Source organism: Bradyrhizobium sp. 930_D9_N1_4, assembly GCF_052076015.1.
Classification (GTDB): domain Bacteria; phylum Pseudomonadota; class Alphaproteobacteria; order Rhizobiales; family Xanthobacteraceae; genus Bradyrhizobium.
Genome location: NZ_CP197236.1, coordinates 6,283,703 through 6,303,439, shown reverse-complemented (window position 1 = coordinate 6,303,439; position 19,737 = coordinate 6,283,703). Strand labels below are relative to the sequence as shown.

Here is a 19,737-nt window from a genome sequence, read left to right as displayed (position 1 = left end):
CCGCGCCGCCTTATATGCGGAGCACAATTCCGCGAAAGCGCCGTCAAATCCCTCAACGATCCCCACACCGTGCGCATTGCATGCCGAACGCGCCGCTTGAACTCTCTACGCGATGCAATGGTCCGGTGCAGACGAGCGGCGTAGGAGCCGCCGAGCCGTTCATCGCGAAAAATCCAGGAGAAATGGATGAAGTTGGTGAAGACCTCGATGATCGCATGCGCGCTGTCGGCGCTCGTTGCCGCGCCGGTTCTCGCGCAAGGAGCGCCACCCACTGCCAAGCCGGGCGGCGCCGTGCAAAGCAAACCGATGCAAGGCAGCACGATGGGCAGCAGCGACGAGGAGATGAATGCCCAGCCGGTCGCGGCGGGCGACAAGACCGGCATGAAGTCGACCAAGGGTACCAGAGGCACGGTCGGCACCACGGGCAGCGCTGCTCACAAGGGGACCGCCGACGATCCCACGACGGGCGGTGCAGCGACAGGCAAGCGTTACTAGTCCGCGCCGGTGAAACGGCAAAACTCCGGCCGCTCTGCGGCCGGAGTTTTTGCGTTTACTAGTCCTCGAAACTGCCGCCGCGCTTCGACTTGACGTCGCTGCGGCGTTTCTTGCCGTCGAGCCGGCGCTGCTTGGAGGCGAAGGTCGGCCGCGTCGCGCGCCGCGGCGTCGGCCGGATCATCGCCTCGGTCAGGATTTCGACGAGTCGGTCGATGGCGTCCTGCCGGTTACGTTCCTGGGTGCGGAAGCGCTGGGCGTGGATCACGATCACGCCGTCCTTGGTCATGCGCTGTCCGGCGATGCGGGCGAGCCGGATCGCCGCGTCCTCCGGAATCGTCAGCTTGCGCGTGTCGAAGCGCAACTGGGCCGAGGTCGAGACCTTGTTGACGTTCTGCCCACCCGGGCCGGAGGCGCGGACAAAAACGATCTCGATGTCGTCCTCGTCGATGACGAGATCGCGGGATATCCGCAGCATGTGGCACCGGTGTGGAGTGATCCGAAAGGAGAATCAATTCCGATGCAATCTAGCTGAAGCTGCTTGCTTTTGCTCTCCGTTCGATGTCCTCTGGAGCGTGGTTAGAGGGTCAAGTGCCAGTCGGCGGCGGCGTTGACGACACCGATCTGCGAATTGGCCGTTACCTGCGTGCCGTTCATCAGCCAAACCGCGAGGCCATGGGTCGTGCTGTTCTCGAATAGCAGGTCGGTCTTGGCGTCGCCGTTGAAGTCGCGGAGGCCGTCATAATGCCAACCTGCGGCGGCATTGATGGTGCCGATCGACCGGTTTGTCGCAATCTGATTGCCATTCATCAGCCAGACTGTGGCGTCGTGCGTGGAATCGTTGATCCACAGCAAATCCGCCTTGCCGTCGCCGTCGAAGTCACCCGTATCCTGGAAGTGCCAGCCGGCGGCGGAGGTGCCGACCTGCGAGCTCGCGGTAATTTGCGTGCCGTTCAACTGCCAGATCGCGACGCCACGGGTCGTCGCATTGAGGAACAGCAGGTCAGTCTTGCCGTCGCCGTTGAAGTCACCACTGCCCGTATAGCTCCAGCCGCCGGCCGCGTTAATTGTGCCGATCTGCGGCGCAGCCGTGATCTTGGTGCCATCCATCTGCCAGATCGCGACGCCGTGGGTCGTCGGATTGAGGAACAGCAGGTCAGTCTTGCCATCGCCGTTGAAGTCGCCGATGCCCGTATAGCTCCAGCCGCCGGCCGCGTTAATTGTCCCGATTTGCGGCGCAGCCGTGACCTTGGTGCCGTCCAGCTGCCAGATGGCGACTCCATGAGTCGTGGAATTGAGGAACAGCAGGTCGGTCTTGCCATCGCCGTTGAGGTCACCAGTGCCGGTATAGCCCCAGCCGCCAGCGGCGTTGATCGTCCCGATCTGCGGGGAGGCGGTGACGCGCGTACCATCCATCGTCCAGACAGCGACACCGTGGGTGACGTCGTTGAAAAACATGAGGTCGTTTCTGCCGTCTCCGTCGAAATCGCCGGTGTTGTTGAAGCGCCAGCCGCCAGCGGCATTGATCGTCCCGATCTGCGGCCCCGTCAGCAATTGCGCGCCGTCCATCTGCCATTCGGCGATGCCATGACTGGTGTTGTTGATGAACAGCAGGTCCGATTTGGCGTCGCCGCCAAAATCGCCGGGAGTCTTGTTCGGCGCGCCGACAAAGTCATCGGCGTTCAGGCTCGCCTTGTTGACGTTCTGGAGCGTCAGCGTATCGCCGTTCCCGAAATTGAAGACGGTGTCGGCGCCGGATTGCGTTGCCTTGCCGAGTGCAGAGGCAAGTGTCGTATGAAACGCGGTGAGGTCGATCTTGTCATCGGTCTTCGCGCCAGCCGTGAAGTCGGTGATCGTGTCAGCCCCATAGCCGGGCGAGAACACAAATCGATCATCACCTCCGCCGCCGGTCAGGACGTCGTGGCCGCTACCCCCATCGAGGATGTCGCTAGCGCCCACGGCTACGACCAGTGATCCGGTCACGCCGCTTATGTCACTGATCGAGACCTGGAGTTGATAGTTTACCGCTGCGGGGATGACCTCGTGACTGTGTCTTGCCAGTTCGACGTAATAGGTGCCGGCGGCGGCGAAGGTGTATTGAAGGTATGAGTCCAGATTCGAGGTGCTTCCGCCTCCTCCGAGCGAGGTCGACGCATCGTCGCTTTCGGCGAGAAGGACGCCGGCCGAATTGTAAAGTCGAAGGTGTGAATCGAACGAGCCGTTCGACAGCCCCGGAGGAAAGTCGATATCGAAGACGGCGCTGACGCCGGGCTTTGTGATTGCGAGCGAGTAGAAGCGATAGGTATTGTCACCTGTCCCGGCGATCGTTGCGTGCGGTTGGATTGTAGAGTTTTGAATGTTTGCGTCGGCAGCGAGCGTAAATGCGGTAATCTGAAGCGCAGTCGCGATCGCATTGTTTCTGTTGCTGCCTGTGTCAGAAACTGTTCCAGCAGGCGTATCCCCCACAAGAGTGTCGTCGCCATCCTTGCCGTAGAGCGTATCGGATCCGCCGCCGCCGCTTTCAAAATTGCTTCCGGAATTACCCGTGATGACGTTATTCCGCGAGTTGCCGAAGCCGGAGACGGCATTCGTACCAAGAAGCTCGAGGTTTTCGAAGTTTGCCTGTAGCGACCAGGCGATATAGCTCTTGATCGTATCGGTACCTTCGTTCGCGAGCTCCGTCACGACATCCGCGACGTTGTCGACGATATAGGTGTCGTTACCTGCGCCGCCCACCATCGTGTCGGAGCCCTCGCTGCCGTCGAGCCGATCGTTGCCGGCGTCGCCGAAAAGAGCGTCGTTGCCGGTGCCGCCGACCAGGTAGTCGTCGCCATCCAGGCCATTAATGGTGTCATTGCCGTCGAGGCCGACGATGCGATCGCCGACAATAGTCCCCGTCAGCGTGTCGTTCCCGGTGGTCCCGTTGGCTGCGATTAGATACGGCGTCGTCACCGCATCGGCGATTGAGCCCGCGACATCTCCCGCCGCGCCGGCCTGGAAGACGAGCCCCCTGTTGTCATTCGTAATCTGAGTGACCGAGGCGAGAGCCGAGGCGTCCGACCCGACCACGACGCCATAGATTTCGACGCCTGCGTTGATCGGGACGGCGCCTGCTGCCGCGGCGAGACCCGAACTCGCGGCGGGCTCGGCATCCGATGCGTGAACGATTACGACGTTTTGCGACAGCGCGTTGACCTGCGCCGCGAGCGAACCGTCCTTTGCGGGAGCGTCCGTGAACAGAACGATACGGCGTACATTGGCATCCTCGCGCCAGGCGCCCGCCGAGCCGTTCAGAGCGACGAGCAGGGCCGAGTAGGCTCCCTCGGGAATGTCTCCGCCGCCGCTCACTGAAATGCTGTTGATCGCGGCGATCGCCGCAGCTTCGCGATCGGCCAAGCTCATCTGGTTCGTGAAGCTGAGAATGACCTGCGTTTCGCCCGGGTCCTTGAACCCCACGATGGAAATCCGCGATGCGGCCGCATCTTCGCCGGTCTCGAAGATCTGGCGGATCAGGTTGATCGCCTGAGCCTTCACGGCTGCGATGTCATCGGACATGCTCGACGTGGTGTCGATAACCAGGCACAAATCCTCGCCGCCGCCGCAGATCGAATGGCCGAGCTCAAGCCGATGGATCTCGTTGGCGAATTGGACGTACTCCATCCCGGTCAGGGTGTCGGTGCCATCGCGCCCGGCGACTTTGTCGGTGATTGTCCATACGGTGCCATCGGCGTTGTGGGTGATGGTGTAGTCGTCGCAATCGCCTCGAAAGACGGCAATGTCGCTTCCGGTGCCGCCGACGATGGCATCGTTGCCGCCCAGGCCAACCAGCACATCGTCTGCAACGCCGCCATCGAGAGTATTGTTTGCGGACGAACCTATCAAAAAGTCCTGGTCGTTCTTCGAACTGTCGAAGGCCGTGCCATCACCTGACAATGCGGTGCGGCTGTTGTCTGCGATCTGGACCTCTTCCAGCTGGGTGGCCGCCGATATGTGATAGGCGTTCTTCAGTGCCGTGACCGCAGGCTGTAATTCGTCGTAGATGTTCTTGATGCCTGGTTCGGCTTTCTGCTGTGCTGCCGTCAGCGGGTCGTGACTGTTCTCATAAGTTAGAATGGCGTCGCGATGGTTGGTGTACATCCTGGCGGCGCTCTCCGCCTCCGTCTGACCAACGTTTGACGGATCGTCGTAGAGTTCGAAGCGATTGGCTTCGACATAACGCCGATTTGCAATTCCAGCATCACCGCTGGCGTCGGACTGGTACCTGATCTCCCACCACGCCTCGGGCCGTAGGTTGTTGTTGATGTCTGCTGAAAGATTCCCGCCTAGCAGGCCGGTCGCGTTGTAGACGAGCGAAAATAAAACGGCTCGTTCGTCAGAGGTGGTCATCCCGGCGACGCGAGCGTCGATTGTCTGTTCATAGCCGCCCTGGATGACGTTCAGGGCGTTCTTAACTTGCTGTTCGGAAGTAAACTGAAAGGACGTCGTGATCTGGCTGTCATGAGAGTCGCGCCACGCCCGCAGAACGCCGTTGAGGTTGGCTTGCAGGGTAGCCGGATCGGCGTAGCTTAGGTTTACCTGGGCTTGTAATTGCTGTTCGAGTTCTATCGTCCAGTGCGTGCCGAGTATTTCTTTCGCGACGGGCTCCAGGTTGACCTTCATATTAAAGCCAAGACCGATCGTCGGTATCTTTGGCGTGTGATTGTCGAGATACGGCGCGAGTATGATCCCTTCCACCTTCTTCAGAAGGTCGAAGCGTTTTGATTCGTAGTCGGCACTGGAAAGAGTATCCAGAGTGATCATATGTCGCCCCAATCCGCCCCAGAAATCTGGGTTTCAAAAAGAACTTGCTCATTCAAACAGACGTCGTAGTTCGGCGACCGTCGTTACGGCTCGACGAGCGCAACAAGCTTTGGCGTGCGGCTTCGGAAGAAAAGTGCCACACAATTGCGGAGGTAAAGGTCCGTTGAAAAGCCCCGCGGGCGGACCAGAAGCGTTCTGTCAGAAATATCGCTAAGAGAGCAATTTTCTTTTATACAACCTTGAAAGGCGGATCGTCGTCAAGGGGAATATGGGAATGCTCGCCGAATGACAGTCAGGTGACGCGGATCGAATGTGTCGGCGGTAGTTCAATGCCGCTGCTGCCAGCTAGCCATGGAGCGAGATGCTCGACAGCTCCCCAGCATCACTATCTCAACTCACATATACAAATGCCAATTCGCAGCGTCATAGCTCACAAACTGCCCGCTGCTTGCGATCTGGGTGCCGTTCATCACCCATGATGCGACACCCTGGGTGGAGCTGTTCTCGAACACCAGGTCGGATTTTCCGTCACCGCTGAGGTCGCGCACGGCGTCGAAGTGCCAGCCGCCGGCGGCGTTGATGAGTCCGATCTGCGGGCTCGCCGTGACCTGGGTGCCGTTCATCTGCCAGATCGCGACGCCATGGGTGGTGTCGTTGAGGAAGAGCAGATCGGTCTTGCCGTCGCCGTTGAAGTCGCCGGTATCCTGGAAGTGCCAGCCGCCGGCGGCGTTGACCACGCCGATCTGGGGCGCGTCCGTGATCCGGCTGCCGTCCATCTGCCAAATCGCGACACCGTGGGTGGTGTCGTTGAGGAACAGGAGATCGGTCTTTCCGTCGCCGTTGAAATCCCCCGTCGTGGTGAAGTGCCAGCCGGCGGCGGCGTTGACGGTGCCGATCTGCGAATTGTCGGTGACCTGGGTGCCGTTCACCTGCCAGATCATCAGGCCATGGGTTGCAGCGTTCGAGAACAGCAGATCGGTCTTGCCGTCGCCGTTGAAATCGCCGGTGCTGGTATAGGCCCATCCGGCCGCTGCAATGCCGATCTGCGGCGCCGCGGTCAGCTGGGTGCCGTCGATCTGCCAGATTGCGACGCCGTTGGTCGAGGCGTTCTGAAACAGCAGGTCGGTCTTGCCGTCGCCGTTGAAATCACCGGTGCCGGTGTAATTCCAGCCGCCTGCGGCGTTGTAGATCCCGATCTGCGGGCCGGCGATGATCGCATTGCCGTCCAACTGCCATTCGGCCACGCCGTGGGTCGCGGAGTTGATGAACAGCATGTCCGCCCGGCCGTCGCCATTGAAGTCGCCGTTGCCGATGTAATTCCAGCCGGCGGCGCCGTTGATGGTGCCGACCAGCAGATTGGCCGACATCTGCGTGCCGTTCATCTGCCACTGGTAGACGGTGTGGGCGCTGTTGTTGATCAGCAGCATGTCGCTTCGGGCGTCGCCGTTGAAATCGTTCACCGCCTTGTTCGGCGCGCCGACGAAATCGTCTACATTCAGATTGGCCTTGGTGACGTTCTGAAGCGTCAGGGTATCGCCGTTTGCGAAGCTGAACACCGTGTTGGCGCCGACCTGGGCCGCCTGTCCCAGGGCATGGGCGAGATCCGTATGAAAGGCAGTCAGGTCGATCCGGTCATCGGTATGCGCGCCGGCGACGAAATCGGTGATGGTGTCGAAGCCGTCGCCGGGATTGAACACGAAGAGGTCATTGCCGACGCCGCCGGTCAGCGTGTCGGTGCCGATGCCTCCGGCCAGGATATCGTTGCCGATCTCGCCCCGCAGATAGTCGTCGCCGCCACCGGCGTAGATCACGTCGCTCAGTTCGGTGCCGAGAATCCACTCTCCCGCGCCGGTCCCGGTGAAGGTGACCGTCAGCGTCGCGGCGTTGAAGCTGTGGCTGATGTCGCTGGTGCCGTAATAATATTGGGACGCGGCGACATCCACCGTACCCAGGGAGACCGTCGTACTCGGACGATTATATGACATCACCGTGTAGTTGGCATTGTCATGCGCAGGATCGATCGTCGGCGTGCCTTCGAACGGGTGCTTGAACCCGAGCGCGTGGCCGATTTCATGCAGCGTGACCGAGTAGCCGCCACGTCCGGGCGCCATGATGGCGTCATTGCCGGCGTAGAGATTGGCGTTCAGGAAAACGTCGCCGCCGAGATTGTTGTAGGCAGGGCTGTAGAGCGTCGTGCCGCCCACATTGGCGGTCTGAACCTGTGGGTAGTAGGCGAAGCCGGAGGCCTGCTGGCCTACGGAGTTGAGTACTCCGCTCATGTCGTACATGTTGAAGCGAATCTGTCCGCCGACCGCTTCTGGGACTTCGATGAACGAAATCCCGCTGGCCGCCGCCCATACGCTCAGGGCCTGACGAATATCGTCCTTCTGTGCGTCGGAAAAGGCCGCGAAACCCGGCCGGGCGACCGTGTCGTAGGACCCACGGGCGGAGTCGAAGCTGAAGGTGACGACGACGGCCGTGCCAAGCGGCGCGTCCGTATTCCAGCGCGCCGTCTGGACCGTTCCGGTGATCGAGAGGATATCGTTATCGACGGCCATGACGGCTCCTGCTTCCGGAGCCGCACACAGATTCTCTGGCGACAGCAATCAGCCTGTCGCGAACGCTCCCCAGCTCCCCGCGGAGGACGATATTCAGCCTCATTTACGGAGTCAATCACGCCGCGCGCGGAGTGCTGTCATGCACCTTGCGTTGTGATGTGGACGCTCGCTGCGCTGGAGCGCCCGCGGGACCCCGGATCAGTTCGACTTCGTCGCCGGGCTTGCGGCCGGTTGGGCTGCGGCCTGTGGAGCGCGGCCGACGACGACGGTCAGGAGGCCCTGGCCCCAGAGGCGCTTGGCGGCTGCCTTGGCGTCGTCCAGCGTCACTGCGTCGACGATGCCGTTGCGCTTCTCGATATAGTCGATCGGCAGCTTGTCCTGCTGGTATTGCAGCAATGCCTGCGCGAGCTTGGAGGAGGTGTCGAGCGCCAGCATCTGCGAGCCCTTGAGATAGGACTTGGCCTCGTCGAGCTCCTTCTGCGTCGGGCCCTCCTCGGCGATGCGGCGCACCTCCTTGTCGATGGCGTCGATGGTATCGCCGGCGCGGTCGGCACGGGTGCCGGTGTTGCCGATGAAGATCGCCGAATGCTCCATCCAGAGCAGCGATTCATACACCGAATAGGCAAGACCGCGCTTTTCGCGAACCTCGCGATAGAGCCGCGAGGACAGTCCGCCGCCGCCCAGGATATGATTGACCACATAGGCCGCCATGAAGTTCGGATCGCTGCGCTTCACGCCGGGGCCGCCGAAGGTGATGACGGTCTGGGGCACGTCGAGCGTCACGAAGGCGCGCTGCGGCGGCTTGGCCGCCTCGACGTCGGTAACAGGCGTGAGGTTGGCCTTGCCGGGCAAGCTACCAAAGGTGTGGTCGAGCAGCTTGCCGAGGGTGGCCGGATCGACGTCGCCGACGACCGCGACCTTGAGCGTGTCCTTGGCGAGGATGCGGCCGACATAGTCCTTCATGTCGGCGACCGTGATGGTCGGGACGCTGTCGAGCGTGCCGTTGGTCTGGCGGCCATAGGGATGATCGCCGAAGGCGACTTCGAGGAATTTGCGGCTCGCCAGCGAGGTCGGGTTGGTGGTCTCGCGGCGCAGGCCGGAGAGGACCTGCGAGCGGATGCGCTCGACGTCCGCAGTGTCGAAGTGCGGTGAAGTCAGCGCGCTCCTGAGCAGGTCGAAGGCTTCGTCCTTGTTGTCGCGCAGCATGCGCAGGCTGCCGCGGAACGTATCGCGGGTGGCGCTGAAGGAGAGCTCGATGGCGCGGCGGTCGAGCCGCTCGTGGAAGGTCTTGGAGTCGAGATCGCCGGAGCCTTCGTCGAGCAGGTCGCCGACGAGATTGGCGACGCCCGACTTGTCCCTGGGATCCTGCGCCGAGCCGCCGGCAAAGGAATATTCCATGGCGATCAGCGGCACGGTCGCGTCCTGCACGAACCAGGCCTCGATGCCGCCGGGGGAGACCAGGCGCTGGATCTTGGCCGCCGCCTGCGACGGCGTAACAGTCGCGAGCGCGAGGGCCGCGCCGGTGGTGACGGAGAAAGCAATGCGTCGAAGAAAGGGATAGGTCACGAACGCTTCTCCTCGCGCTTGGCGGCACTGGTGTCCTTGATCAGATAGCCCGTCACAGAACGCTTCTTCTCGAGCCATTTCTGCGCGACGGCGCGAACCTGCTCGGCCGTGACCGAGCGGATGCGGTCGGGCCAGCTTCGGATGTCCTCGATCGACAGGCCCGTGGTCAGCGCGCCGCCATACCAGCGCGCCAGCACAGCCTGGTTGTCCTGGGCGTAGATCGCTTCCGCGATGAGCTGGGTCTTCACGCGCTCCAGGTCCTCGGCGCGGATCGGGTTCTGGGCAATGTCGGCGATGACGCCGTCGATCACCTGCTCGACCTCGGCAAAACTCACGCCCGGTTTCGGCGAGGCCGCGACCGCGAACTGGGTCGGGTCGAGCGAGATGCTGGAATAGCTGGCGCTGGCGGAGACCGCGAGCGGCTTGTCGACCACGAGGGCGCGGTAGAGATAGGAATTGCTGCCGCTGCCCATCAGCTGCGCCAGCACGTCGAGGGCGGCGCTCTCGCCGGCCGCGGCCGTCGTCGCGGAGGGCACCAGATAATAGCGGCGGAGGCTGGGCTGCTCGACGCGCGGATCGGCCAGCGTCACCGTGCGCGGTGCCGCCGGCTCCGGCTCCTGCGGGCGGACGCGCCGCGCCGGGATTGCGGGTTGGGCCGGGATCGAGCCGAAATTACGTTCGACCAGTGGACGAATGTCGGCGGCCTCGACGTCGCCTGCGATCACCAGGATTGCGTTGTTCGGCGCGTAGAAGCGGCGATAGAAGGCGAGCGCATCCTCGCGATCGAGCTTCTCGATTTCCTGGTGCCAGCCGATCACCGGCCGGCCGTAGGGATGGTTGAGATAGAGCGCGGCCATGATCTGCTCGTTGAGCCGCGCGTCCGGATTGTTGGCGACGCGCATGTTGTATTCTTCGAGCACGACGTCCCGTTCGGGCAGCACGTTCTCGTCCTTGAGGATGAGGCCGGTCATGCGGTCGGCCTCGAACTCCATCATGGTCGGCAGCTGCTCTTTCGGCACGCGCTGGTAATAATTGGTGTAGTCAACCGAGGTCGAGGCGTTCTCGTTGCCGCCGACGCGGAGCACGGTCTGGGAGAATTCGCCGACCGGGTGCTTCGAGGTGCCCTTGAACATCAGATGTTCGAGGAAGTGCGCGAGCCCGGACTTGCCCGGCGTCTCGTCGGCCGAGCCGACCTTGTACCAGATCATCTCCGTGACCACAGGCGTGCGGTGATCCGGGATCACCACGACCTGCATGCCGTTGGGAAGCGTGAAGCTGGCGGGCGGAGCCGATGTCACCGTGGTCTGGGCGAGGGCGGCGCTGGCTGAAAGGACACTCGTCGAAAGCAGCGCAGCAAGAAGGCAGGCAACCGATCGGTTTGCGGACATCATGATCCCTGGTGAAAGGCCGAGTCCGGATCTCCGGCTCGGAGGCACGGCATGGTACACCGTGCGGCTGAGGCTTCGCGTCACGAAGCAGAGAACTCAACGCGGTGGCAAGTTACTGATAGGCAATTTATGGGCCGCGTCCGGCATGCACGCGCCGCCGGTGACAGGTTGGCGCCTGCAAGAATGTCGCGGTGGGCTAGGGACGCTATTGTTCCTTGTCCTTGCCCGACATGATGTCGAAATAGGTCCGGCGCGACTTGTCCACGCCGGCGCCATAGGCGTAGTTCGGCGAGGGCGTCTGGTATCCCGGCGGCGGTTCGACCAGCGACGAGCGCGGCGGCTCCGTGGTGAACTGCTTGTTGTCGGAACTCTTGCCGCCCTTCATCATGTCCCACAGCCCGTCGGTGAAACCGAGTTGGGAGGGGCTCAGCGACGGGTTGCCGTTGGTGCCCGGCTGAATCGGATCATTGCTCGTGCGCTCGGGTGCGGCGACCTGGCCGGCCTTCATTTCGGCGGGCGTCAGCGGCTGGGCAGCCTGCCAATTCTCCGTCGCCTTGGTGGCCTTCTTCCGCGCGGCGATAGCTTCCTTGCGGCGCTTTTCCTCGGGGTCCTTGGGCCAGTTCGGTGCATTCTTGGCCTGGGTCGCGGGGGGCGGCAGGTCGAGCTTGGGCGGTACCACCAGCGGCGAACGCTCGCGGTATTCGATGCCGGGTTTTTCCATGCTCTTGGCGCCGATGCCGGACATCAGATTGTCGATGATCTTCTCTTCGAAGGTCATCCCGTCATCGTCGTCGTCGTCGTCACCGGCGCGGACCGGACCTGCCGTCATGACGAGGCCGATGCCGAGCGCGACAGCGGACAATTTCAACGCCCGCCAGAGCCCCGATTTGGGGTCTCGAACCATCGAACCGCTGGTCTTCGAGCTGCGCATCACTGTACCTGTTCCATATTGTGACAGATCGCCGCTCGCACGCGGCCAGTCCTCGCAAAAAGCAAGGTTCCGCCTCCCCGCCCGTATCAGCCGGGATCAGGGCGCTTTTGCGGCGGGTACCCCCAGGAAGGAATCATACAATAGCGCCGCGACCCCAGCAACGATGGCCACATCCGCGAGGTTGAACACGTACCAATTATAGGTATTTCCGGCGATCTCGATGTGGAACAGGGCGAAATCGACCACCGCGCCATAGGCGAAGCGGTCGATGCCGTTGCCGATCGCACCGCCGATGATCAGCCCCAGCGCGATGGTTGCAAGCCAGGTGTGCGAGCGGGCCATCCAGATTGCCAGCGCGACCACGGCAATGACCTTGACCGCCATCAGCGCGATCTGGGCCGCCTGGCTGTCGTTCTGGAGCCAGCCGAAGCTGATGCCGATATTCCAGGCCAGCACCAGGTCGAAGAACGGCATCACCTGCACCACGCCGCGACGGGCAAGGTCGAACACGTTCAGCAGCCACAGCTTCGAGGCCTGGTCGGCCACGAGGGTGACCATGGCCGCGAGGATGCCGGCGCGGAGAGGGGTCATGGCCGTTCGATCAGATGCCCACGCCCAACGCCTTCCACTCGCGCAGCGCCGTGGCGTCGCGCGGGGTGACGTCGGGGTATTCAGGGTCATCGCCCACAAACTGCGAGATCTTCCAGGAGCGGGCGCACTTATTACCCTCCGCCTTCTCAACGATCACGGCGATTCCGAACACATCCTCCAGTCTGAACGCCTCCTCAGGGGGAAGGTCTTCTCCATCACCGAGAACGATAACCTCAAAGTTCGATGTGATGCAGACTTCCGCCCAATCGACCAGGGACAATTCGCCCATGAATTCCTTGGCCAGATAAATGACAGGAGATGCCTCGAGCGAGGACCCGATTCTCTTGGCGGCACGTTCAATTTCGAGCGCCCCGGTGACGACGCGACGGACCGTGCGGATCATGCTCCATTTTGCGGCGAGCTTGTCGTCGCGCAGCTGTTCGATATCCGTGGGGAACAACGTCAGATGCACTGACGGCTCAGCACCGGGGCGGAACATCCGCCAGGCTTCATCGGTGGTAAAGCTCAGGATCGGCGCGAGCCACTTCAGGATCGCATCGCACAGGATGTCGATCGTGGTGAGCGCCGCCTTGCGCGCCACCGAGGACGGCGGATCGCAATACAGCGTGTCCTTGCGGATGTCGAAGTAGAACGCCGACAACTCGGAGTTCATGAAGGCCGCGAGGCTTGCGACCACGGTCTTGTAGTCGAACGCGGCATAGGCCTTGCGGATGGTCTCGGCATGGCCGGCCAGCTCGTGCAGCATCAGCCGCTCGAGCTCGGGCATGTCGGCATAGGCGACCCTCTCGCTCGGCTTGAAGTGATGCAGCGTCCCGAGCATCCAGCGCACGGTGTTGCGCAGTTTGCGATAGGTCTCGATGGTGTTCTTCAGGATCTCCGGGCCGATGCGCTGGTCGTCGGCATAGTCGGTGGCGCAGACCCACAGGCGCAGGATGTCCGCGCCCGAATCCTTGATCACCTTCTGCGGCTCGACGGTGTTGCCGACCGACTTCGACATCTTGCGGCCGTTCTCGTCGAGCGTGAAACCGTGGGTCAGCACGATGTCGTAGGGGGCGCGGCCGCGCGTGCCCGCGCTTTCCAGCAGCGAGGAATGAAACCAGCCGCGATGCTGGTCGCTGCCTTCCAGATACATCACGGTGTCCTGGCCGCCGTCGATCTTGCGGACGATGTTGCCGAGCTGCGGGAAGTTCTGCCGGTCCTCGAGCACGAAGGCGTGCGTGGAGCCGGAATCGAACCAGACGTCGCAGATGTCGTCGACCTTTTTCCAGTCTTCGCTCGCGCGCGAGCCGAGGAAACGCTCGCGGGCGCCGTCCATGTACCAGGCGTCGGCGCCTTCTTCCATGAAGGCTTCGGCAATGCGCTGGTTGACGATCTCGTCCTGCAGGATCTCGGCTGAGCCGTCGGCCTTCTCGCGCACGAACACGGCGATGGGCACGCCCCAGGCGCGCTGACGCGAGATCACCCAATCCGGACGATTTGCGATCATGCCGTTGATGCGGTTCTCGCCCGACGGCGGCACCCATTGCGTCACCGAGATCGCGTGCAGCGCGCGGGCGCGCAGCGTGTCGCCCTTCTTCGCATCGCCGTCCTCGCTGATGTCCTTGTCCATCGCGATGAACCATTGCGGCGTGTTGCGGAAGATCACCGGCTTCTTCGAGCGCCACGAATGCGGATATTGGTGCTTGAGGCGCCCGCGAGCGAGCAGCTTGCCGCCCTCGATCAGGACCTTGATCACGGCCTCGTTGGCATCGCCCTTCTCGCCCTTGTCGTTGAGCACGCGCTTGCCGGTGAAGCCGGGGGCCTGCGCGGTGTAGGCGCCGTTCTCGTCGACCGTATAAGGGATCGCGGTCGAGATGCCGCGTTCATCGAGCTCGCGGGTGTTGGCCATCCAGACGTCGAAGTCCTCGCGGCCGTGGCTCGGCGCGGTGTGGACGAAGCCGGTACCGGTATCGTCGGTGACATGGTCGCCGGCGAGCAGCGGCACGATGAATTCATAACCGCCGTCGAAGCCGCGCAGAGGATGGGCGCATTCCACGGCGTCCAGCGTGTCGCCGGGAATGTCGCGCACCTTCTCGTAAGACGTGACGCGTGCCTGCTTGAACACCTCCGCGGCCAGCGCATCGGCCAGGATCAGGAGATCGCCGGTCTTCGCCCAATTGTCTGCGGGCGCATCCGTCACCTTGTAGAGACCGTAGGCAATCTTCGGCGAGAACGAGATCGCGCGATTGCCGGGCAGCGTCCATGGCGTGGTGGTCCAGATCACGACCGAGGCATTGGCGAGTGCGCCATGCGCGGGCGAGGTGACCGGGAATTTCACCCAGACCATGTCGGAGGTGTAGTCCTCGTATTCGACCTCGGCCTCGGCAAGCGCGGTCTTCTCGACCACGCTCCACATCACCGGCTTGGAGCCGCGATACAGCGTGCCGTTGGCGGCGAACTTCATCAGCTCGCGCGCGATCTGCGCTTCGGCCGGATAGCTCATGGTCTGATAGGGATGATCCCAGTCGCCGATGATGCCGAGCCGCTTGAACTCCTCGCGCTGCACGTCGATCCAGTGCGTCGCATAGGCGCGGCACTCTTTCCGGAACGCCACCATCGCGGCGGAGTCGCGGAAGTCGGGCTTCTGCTTGCCCTTCTTGCGGTAGTTCTCTTCCTCGATCTTCCATTCGATCGGGAGGCCGTGGCAATCCCAGCCTGGCACGTAATTGGAGTCGAAGCCGAGCATCTGCTGGCTCTTGGTCACGACGTCCTTGAGGATCTTGTTGAGCGCGTGCCCGATATGGATGTTGCCGTTGGCGTAGGGCGGGCCGTCATGCAGCACGAACTTGGCGCGGCCCTCGGCTTCCTTGCGCAGCCTGTCGTAGAGGCCGATGTCGCCCCAGTATTTCAGCATTTCCGGCTCGCGCTGCGGCAGACCGGCGCGCATCGGGAATTCGGTCTGCGGCAAATAAAGGGTCTTGGAATAGTCTTTGGCGTCGGACTTCTGCGGCTTTTCGGACATGGGGCTGACTGGCTCGGAAATGGCGCGGGAACGGATCGCGATGCGGAATCGCGGGGTGAAACGACGAAATCCCGGTCTTGCGCCGAGCCTTCAGGCTCAGGCGGAAGCCGGGCCGCTAATCCCTATGATGCGCCGCGCAAACATGGGCACTCCATAGCAGGGGGCCAAAGGAAGCGCAAAAGGTTCGGCGGGGGCGGATTTGGGCCTTAATCGATCGCCCCGAGGCGCGGAAAGGCGTCCGGGGCGGCGGCCAGCACGGCGCGGGCGCGGGCGGAATCGTCGTCCATCTGGCGGATCAGGGCGTCCAGGCTGTCGAATTTCAGCTCCTCGCGGATGAAGCCGACGAACGCGCAGTCGAGCGCCTGGCCGTAGAGGTCGCCCTTGAAGTCGAACAGGAAGATTTCCAGCAGCGGCGCGCCATTATCAAAGGTCGGGCGGCGGCCGAAGCTCGCCACGCCGTCGAGGCGCTCGGACCCGCGGCCGACCCGCACCGCGTAGATCCCGTGCTTGAGGCCGCAATTGGCATCGAGGCGGATATTGGCCGTGGGATAGCCGAGGTCGCGGCCACGCTTCTCGCCATGGATCACCTCGCCGGTGACGAACCAGGGGGCCCCCAACATGGTGGTGGCCTCGTCGAGGAGGCCTTCGGCCAGCGCGATCCGGATGGCGCTGGAGGAGACCGGCCGCTCGTCGATATCGACATGCGGCTGGACATCGACCTCGATGCCGAGCCGGGGCGCCTCGTTGACCAGCAGGCCGGGGGAGCCGACGCGACCCTTGCCGAAATGAAAGTCGTAGCCGACCGCAATTCCACTGACGCCGAGACGTCCGATCAGGTCATGGTGTATGAAGTCTTGCGCACTGGTGCCGGCGCGGGACTTGTCAAAAGTCATGACCACGGCGCCGGCAAGCCCGGTGCCGGCCAGAAGCCGCAGCTTGGCCGGCTCGTCCGTCAGGCGGAATTGTGGGGTATTCGGGCTGAAAAATCGCCGCGGATGCGGCTCGAAGGTCAACGCCAGCGCAGGGCGGCCATGCGTCCGGCCCATTTCCAGGGCCGCCGCGATCACCGCGCGGTGGCCGAGATGAACGCCGTCGAAATTGCCCATGGCGACCACGGCGCCCCTTAAAATCGCGGAATCCGGCGTGGAGTCGCGGATAACGGTAAAATGCGGGGCCATCAGGGGAATTCTCGAAGCGGCAGAACCTGTCGGACCGTGGCTTGACCGGCCGGATGAAGTCAAGCGGCAGGGGGCGGGACGCTTTGAATGCGATTTCAGTCCTTCGGAGCCGCCCGCGATTAACGCGCTGTTTAACGCCTTGATGCTAGTCCTTGAAACGTGGAGCAGCGGGGCTACGGCCCGGCAGGTCCGTTCGTAATATTTCCTGGGTTTGCGTTGGGGGAGTCGAGATGGCGGTTGATTTGTCGATGTCGGTTCTGGTGGTTGACGACTACAGCACCATGATCCGTATCATCAGGAACCTCCTGAAGCAGCTTGGCTTCGAGAATATCGATGATGCCAGCGACGGTTCGGCGGCGCTGAACAAGATGCGCGGCAAGAAGTACGGGCTCGTGATTTCCGATTGGAACATGGAGCCGATGACGGGCTACGATTTGCTGCGCGAAGTGCGCGCGGATCCGAATCTGGCCACCACGCCCTTCATCATGATCACGGCGGAATCGAAGACCGAGAACGTGATCGCGGCCAAGAAGGCCGGCGTGAACAACTACATCGTCAAGCCGTTCAACGCGGCGACGCTGAAGACCAAGATCGAGGCGGTCTTCCCGGACATGGCGAGCGCGTAAGCGCGCTCCTCGTCCGAAAACAGCTTTCCAGAGAGATCGTCATGCCCGGGCTTGTCCCGGGCATGCACGTTCGTGGATCTGCAAGTGCCGGGAAGACGTGAATGGCCGGATCAAGTCCGGCCATGACGGCGACTGGGGCTTAGCAATTCGTCTGGTTCGGCGCTGCCTCTGGCCGGGCCGCAATCACCACTTCAGTTCGCGCATCAGCGCCTTCGGCGGGTGGCCGAACAATTCCACTACCGATTTCGGATCGAGCTGGTCGAGCCCCTCGAATTCCTCGGCGTGGATGCCGCGGGTGACGAACAGGCAGTCGATGCCGAATTCGCGCGCGCCGGTGAGGTCGGTGCGGACGGAATCGCCGATGGCCAGCACCTTCTTCCGGTCGATCTGATGGCCCTGGCGTTCGCCGGCCAGCCGCATCGCGCGCTCGTAGATTGGCCGGTGCGGCTTGCCGTAGAAGATCACCTCGCCGCCGAGTTCGCGATAAAGCTCCGCGATCGCACCGGCGCAGTAGATCAGCCGGTCGCCGCGCTCCACGACGATATCGGGGTTGGCGCAGATCAGCGTCAGCTTGCGCTCGCGGGCCTGCAGCATCATGCCGCGATAGTCTTCGGCCGTCTCGGTCTCGTCGTCATAGAGGCCGGTGCAGACGATGAAGTCGGCTTCTTCCAGTGGCGCGGTCGTGGCATCGAGGCCGCGATAGATCGAGTTGTCGCGCTCGGGACCGAGCCAGAACATCTTGGCTCCGGGATGCTCGGCGACATAGAGCCGCGTCAAATCGCCCGACGAGACGATCGCGTCATAGGTTTCATCCGCGACGCCGAGCTTGCGCAGCTGTCGCTGCACGGAATCGGCCGGGCGCGGCGCGTTGGTGATCAGGATCACCGTACCGCCGTGGCTGCGATAGGTGTGCAGCGCCTCGCAGGCCTCGGGGAAGGATTCGAGGCCATTGTGAACCACGCCCCAGATGTCGCTGAGCACGACATCGACGCCGCCCACGAGCTCGCGCAGGCTTTCGGCGAAATGCAGCGTGGTCATGATGCGCAGCGCCGGTCAGATTCGGCGCGCGAGCGCCGCGTTGCCGGTGGTGGTGCGCTGGGGCGGAGGCGCCGAAGACGTCGCGCCAGTTGTCGCGCCTTGGCTGGGAGAAGCGGAGCCATTGGATCCCTGAATATCCTGCGCCTGGTTCGGCGAGGCCCCGCCGGTAGCAGATGCCCCATCCGGCCGCAATGGCCGGGGCGGCGCGAACAGGAACCCCTGGCCGAACCGCACGTCGTAGTCGAGCAGGTCGACCACCGCGCGCTCGCCCTCGATCCGTTCGGCGATCAGGTCGATGCCGAAGCGACCGAGCAGGTCCGACAGGTCGGAGGGGTGGATGTCCGAGGTCGAGGCCTGCCGGGGGTCGAGCAGGAGCGAGGCCGGAACCTTGATGAAGCGCACGCCGCGATCGGCGAGCTCGCGCGGCTCGATCCTGAGGTCCGTGACATGGTCGATCGAGAAGCGGAAGCCGCGCTGGGCCAGCGCCGCGAGATTCTCGGTCTCGGCCGGGCCGAGGTTGCGGAAGGTCGACTGCTTGAACTCGAGCACCAGCGACGGCGCCAGCGCCCGGTTGGCTTCGAGGAAGTCGAGGCACTGCGCGAAGCTGGTGGAATTGCCGAGCGTAGAGGCCGCGACGTTGCAGAATACGCCGACATCCTTGTTGCGGACCATCAGGCGCCGCAGCACCTGCACACAGCGCAGCATCACCATGTTGTCGATACGCCCGATCAGACCGGACGCTTCCGCGATGCTGATGAATTCCTCGGCAGCGACCAGCTGGTCGCGATCGTCGCGCAAACGCGTGACGGCCTCGTAGAACCGCACCTTGCGCTGCGGCAGGGTCACCATCGGCTGGAGGAATATGTCGATCCGGTTCTCGTCGATGGCGTTCCGCAGCGTCGCCAGCAATTGCGTCTGGTTGCGTCCGTTGGTGGTCTGAACTGCATGGGCGGTTTGAGCCTGAACCGCTGGTGCCGGGCGCGATGACACTGTGGGAGAGGGCGGCGGTGCCGGAAGGGGGGGAGGGGCGACCGATCGCTCCTCGAACGGAGCAATGAGGTCGAGCGGTGCCTCCGGCTCCAGGCTGGCGACCGGAGCGGGAGAGGGCACGGGCGCGCTGCCGGCGAGCAGATCCTCATGGGCCGACACGGTGCTGGCAAGCTGCCTGACCAGCCCGCCCAGTTCGTTGATCTCGCCGATCACCGACTGGACGCGATCGGAGTTGGCCGAATTGGACGAGGCGACGCGCCCCTCGATCGCCGCGAGGCGGCGGCCGAATTCGGCGACCTGGCGGGCGAGGTCGGCGGTACCACGCGACAAATCGGCGATCTGGCCGCCGACGTCGCTGCGGTCGCGCAGCCGCATCGACACCGCGTTGTAGAGGATCAGGAAGGTCAGCGCGGTCAGCGCCACGATCGCGGACTCGGTCCCGCTGATGCCGGCGACCGAGTAGAGCACAAGCCCGAGCGAGGCCGCGACCAGAACCATGCAGATGGCGATGAAGATCGTCGAAATGCGAATCATGCCGCGCGTTACGCCTCAAAGAG

General features: G+C 63.2%; 13 protein-coding genes. 2 read left to right on the top strand and 11 right to left on the bottom strand.

From position 1 onward, the window contains the following. The first annotated feature begins 186 nt into the window (after window positions 1–186). Window positions 187–495, top strand: coding sequence for a hypothetical protein (locus AB7532_RS29970; RefSeq protein ID WP_441238277.1), 309 nt, complete (start codon window positions 187–189; stop codon window positions 493–495). A gap of 58 nt (window positions 496–553) precedes the next feature. Here the strand turns inward: AB7532_RS29970 and arfB are convergent, their stop codons facing one another. The 9 genes from arfB to AB7532_RS29925 form a co-directional block, all read right to left on the bottom strand. After that, complete coding sequence (arfB, locus tag AB7532_RS29965) at window positions 554–970, bottom strand: alternative ribosome rescue aminoacyl-tRNA hydrolase ArfB (protein WP_441238276.1); 417 nt, start codon at window positions 968–970, stop codon at window positions 554–556. Between the two features lie 101 nt (window positions 971–1,071). Beyond that, window positions 1,072–5,292 (bottom strand): FG-GAP-like repeat-containing protein, encoded by a 4,221-nt coding sequence (locus tag AB7532_RS29960; protein ID WP_441238275.1) that lies wholly within the window; start codon window positions 5,290–5,292, stop codon window positions 1,072–1,074. A gap of 395 nt (window positions 5,293–5,687) precedes the next feature. Continuing rightward, complete coding sequence (locus AB7532_RS29955; protein WP_441238274.1) at window positions 5,688–7,850, bottom strand: FG-GAP-like repeat-containing protein; 2,163 nt, start codon at window positions 7,848–7,850, stop codon at window positions 5,688–5,690. A 198-nt stretch (window positions 7,851–8,048) separates the two neighbouring features. Further along, on the bottom strand, window positions 8,049–9,416 hold the full coding sequence (locus tag AB7532_RS29950; protein ID WP_441238273.1) for a M16 family metallopeptidase: 1,368 nt from the start codon (window positions 9,414–9,416) through the stop codon (window positions 8,049–8,051). Beyond that, window positions 9,413–10,804, bottom strand: coding sequence for a M16 family metallopeptidase (locus AB7532_RS29945; protein ID WP_441239380.1), 1,392 nt, complete (start codon window positions 10,802–10,804; stop codon window positions 9,413–9,415). The genes AB7532_RS29950 and AB7532_RS29945 overlap by 4 nt, the downstream gene beginning before the upstream one ends. 205 nt (window positions 10,805–11,009) lie before the next feature. Then, window positions 11,010–11,735: a hypothetical protein gene (locus tag AB7532_RS29940; RefSeq protein ID WP_441238272.1), complete on the bottom strand. Its 726-nt coding sequence runs from the start codon at window positions 11,733–11,735 to the stop codon at window positions 11,010–11,012. A 96-nt stretch (window positions 11,736–11,831) separates the two neighbouring features. After that, entirely contained in the window at window positions 11,832–12,326 is a 495-nt protein-coding gene (lspA, locus tag AB7532_RS29935; RefSeq protein WP_441238271.1) for a signal peptidase II, read from the bottom strand. Between the two features lie 10 nt (window positions 12,327–12,336). Further along, the gene (gene ileS, locus AB7532_RS29930; RefSeq protein WP_441238270.1) at window positions 12,337–15,348 is read right to left on the bottom strand and encodes an isoleucine--tRNA ligase; all 3,012 of its coding nucleotides are present in this window, start codon (window positions 15,346–15,348) and stop codon (window positions 12,337–12,339) included. A 206-nt stretch (window positions 15,349–15,554) separates the two neighbouring features. After that, window positions 15,555–16,526, bottom strand: coding sequence for a bifunctional riboflavin kinase/FAD synthetase (locus AB7532_RS29925; RefSeq protein WP_441238269.1), 972 nt, complete (start codon window positions 16,524–16,526; stop codon window positions 15,555–15,557). A gap of 230 nt (window positions 16,527–16,756) precedes the next feature. Here AB7532_RS29925 and AB7532_RS29920 point away from each other — a divergent pair, with 230 nt between their 5' ends. Continuing rightward, window positions 16,757–17,152, top strand: coding sequence for a response regulator (locus AB7532_RS29920; protein WP_007596883.1), 396 nt, complete (start codon window positions 16,757–16,759; stop codon window positions 17,150–17,152). A gap of 183 nt (window positions 17,153–17,335) precedes the next feature. Here the strand turns inward: AB7532_RS29920 and AB7532_RS29915 are convergent, their stop codons facing one another. Together AB7532_RS29915 and AB7532_RS29910 are read right to left on the bottom strand one after the other, a co-directional pair. Next, window positions 17,336–18,190: a TIGR01459 family HAD-type hydrolase gene (locus AB7532_RS29915; protein WP_441238268.1), complete on the bottom strand. Its 855-nt coding sequence runs from the start codon at window positions 18,188–18,190 to the stop codon at window positions 17,336–17,338. A gap of 15 nt (window positions 18,191–18,205) precedes the next feature. After that, window positions 18,206–19,714 carry an EAL domain-containing protein gene (locus AB7532_RS29910; protein ID WP_441238267.1) on the bottom strand — a complete coding sequence of 503 codons (1,509 nt, stop codon included), beginning with the start codon at window positions 19,712–19,714 and terminating at the stop codon, window positions 18,206–18,208. Window positions 19,715–19,737 lie beyond the last annotated feature (23 nt).

What these genes read in the sequence shown, in the direction of transcription:
- AB7532_RS29970 (WP_441238277.1), top strand. Translation starts at nt 187, where the DNA reads ATGAAGTTGGTGAAGACCTCGATGATCGCATGCGCGCTGTCGGCGCTC.
- arfB (WP_441238276.1), bottom strand. Translation starts at nt 970, where the DNA reads ATGCTGCGGATATCCCGCGATCTCGTCATCGACGAGGACGACATCGAG.
- AB7532_RS29960 (WP_441238275.1), bottom strand. Translation starts at nt 5,292, where the DNA reads ATGATCACTCTGGATACTCTTTCCAGTGCCGACTACGAATCAAAACGC.
- AB7532_RS29955 (WP_441238274.1), bottom strand. Translation starts at nt 7,850, where the DNA reads ATGGCCGTCGATAACGATATCCTCTCGATCACCGGAACGGTCCAGACG.
- AB7532_RS29945 (WP_441239380.1), bottom strand. Translation starts at nt 10,804, where the DNA reads ATGTCCGCAAACCGATCGGTTGCCTGCCTTCTTGCTGCGCTGCTTTCG.
- AB7532_RS29940 (WP_441238272.1), bottom strand. Translation starts at nt 11,735, where the DNA reads ATGCGCAGCTCGAAGACCAGCGGTTCGATGGTTCGAGACCCCAAATCG.
- lspA (WP_441238271.1), bottom strand. Translation starts at nt 12,326, where the DNA reads ATGACCCCTCTCCGCGCCGGCATCCTCGCGGCCATGGTCACCCTCGTG.
- ileS (WP_441238270.1), bottom strand. Translation starts at nt 15,348, where the DNA reads ATGTCCGAAAAGCCGCAGAAGTCCGACGCCAAAGACTATTCCAAGACC.
- AB7532_RS29925 (WP_441238269.1), bottom strand. Translation starts at nt 16,526, where the DNA reads ATGGCCCCGCATTTTACCGTTATCCGCGACTCCACGCCGGATTCCGCG.
- AB7532_RS29920 (WP_007596883.1), top strand. Translation starts at nt 16,757, where the DNA reads ATGGCGGTTGATTTGTCGATGTCGGTTCTGGTGGTTGACGACTACAGC.
- AB7532_RS29915 (WP_441238268.1), bottom strand. Translation starts at nt 18,190, where the DNA reads ATGACCACGCTGCATTTCGCCGAAAGCCTGCGCGAGCTCGTGGGCGGC.
- AB7532_RS29910 (WP_441238267.1), bottom strand. Translation starts at nt 19,714, where the DNA reads ATGATTCGCATTTCGACGATCTTCATCGCCATCTGCATGGTTCTGGTC.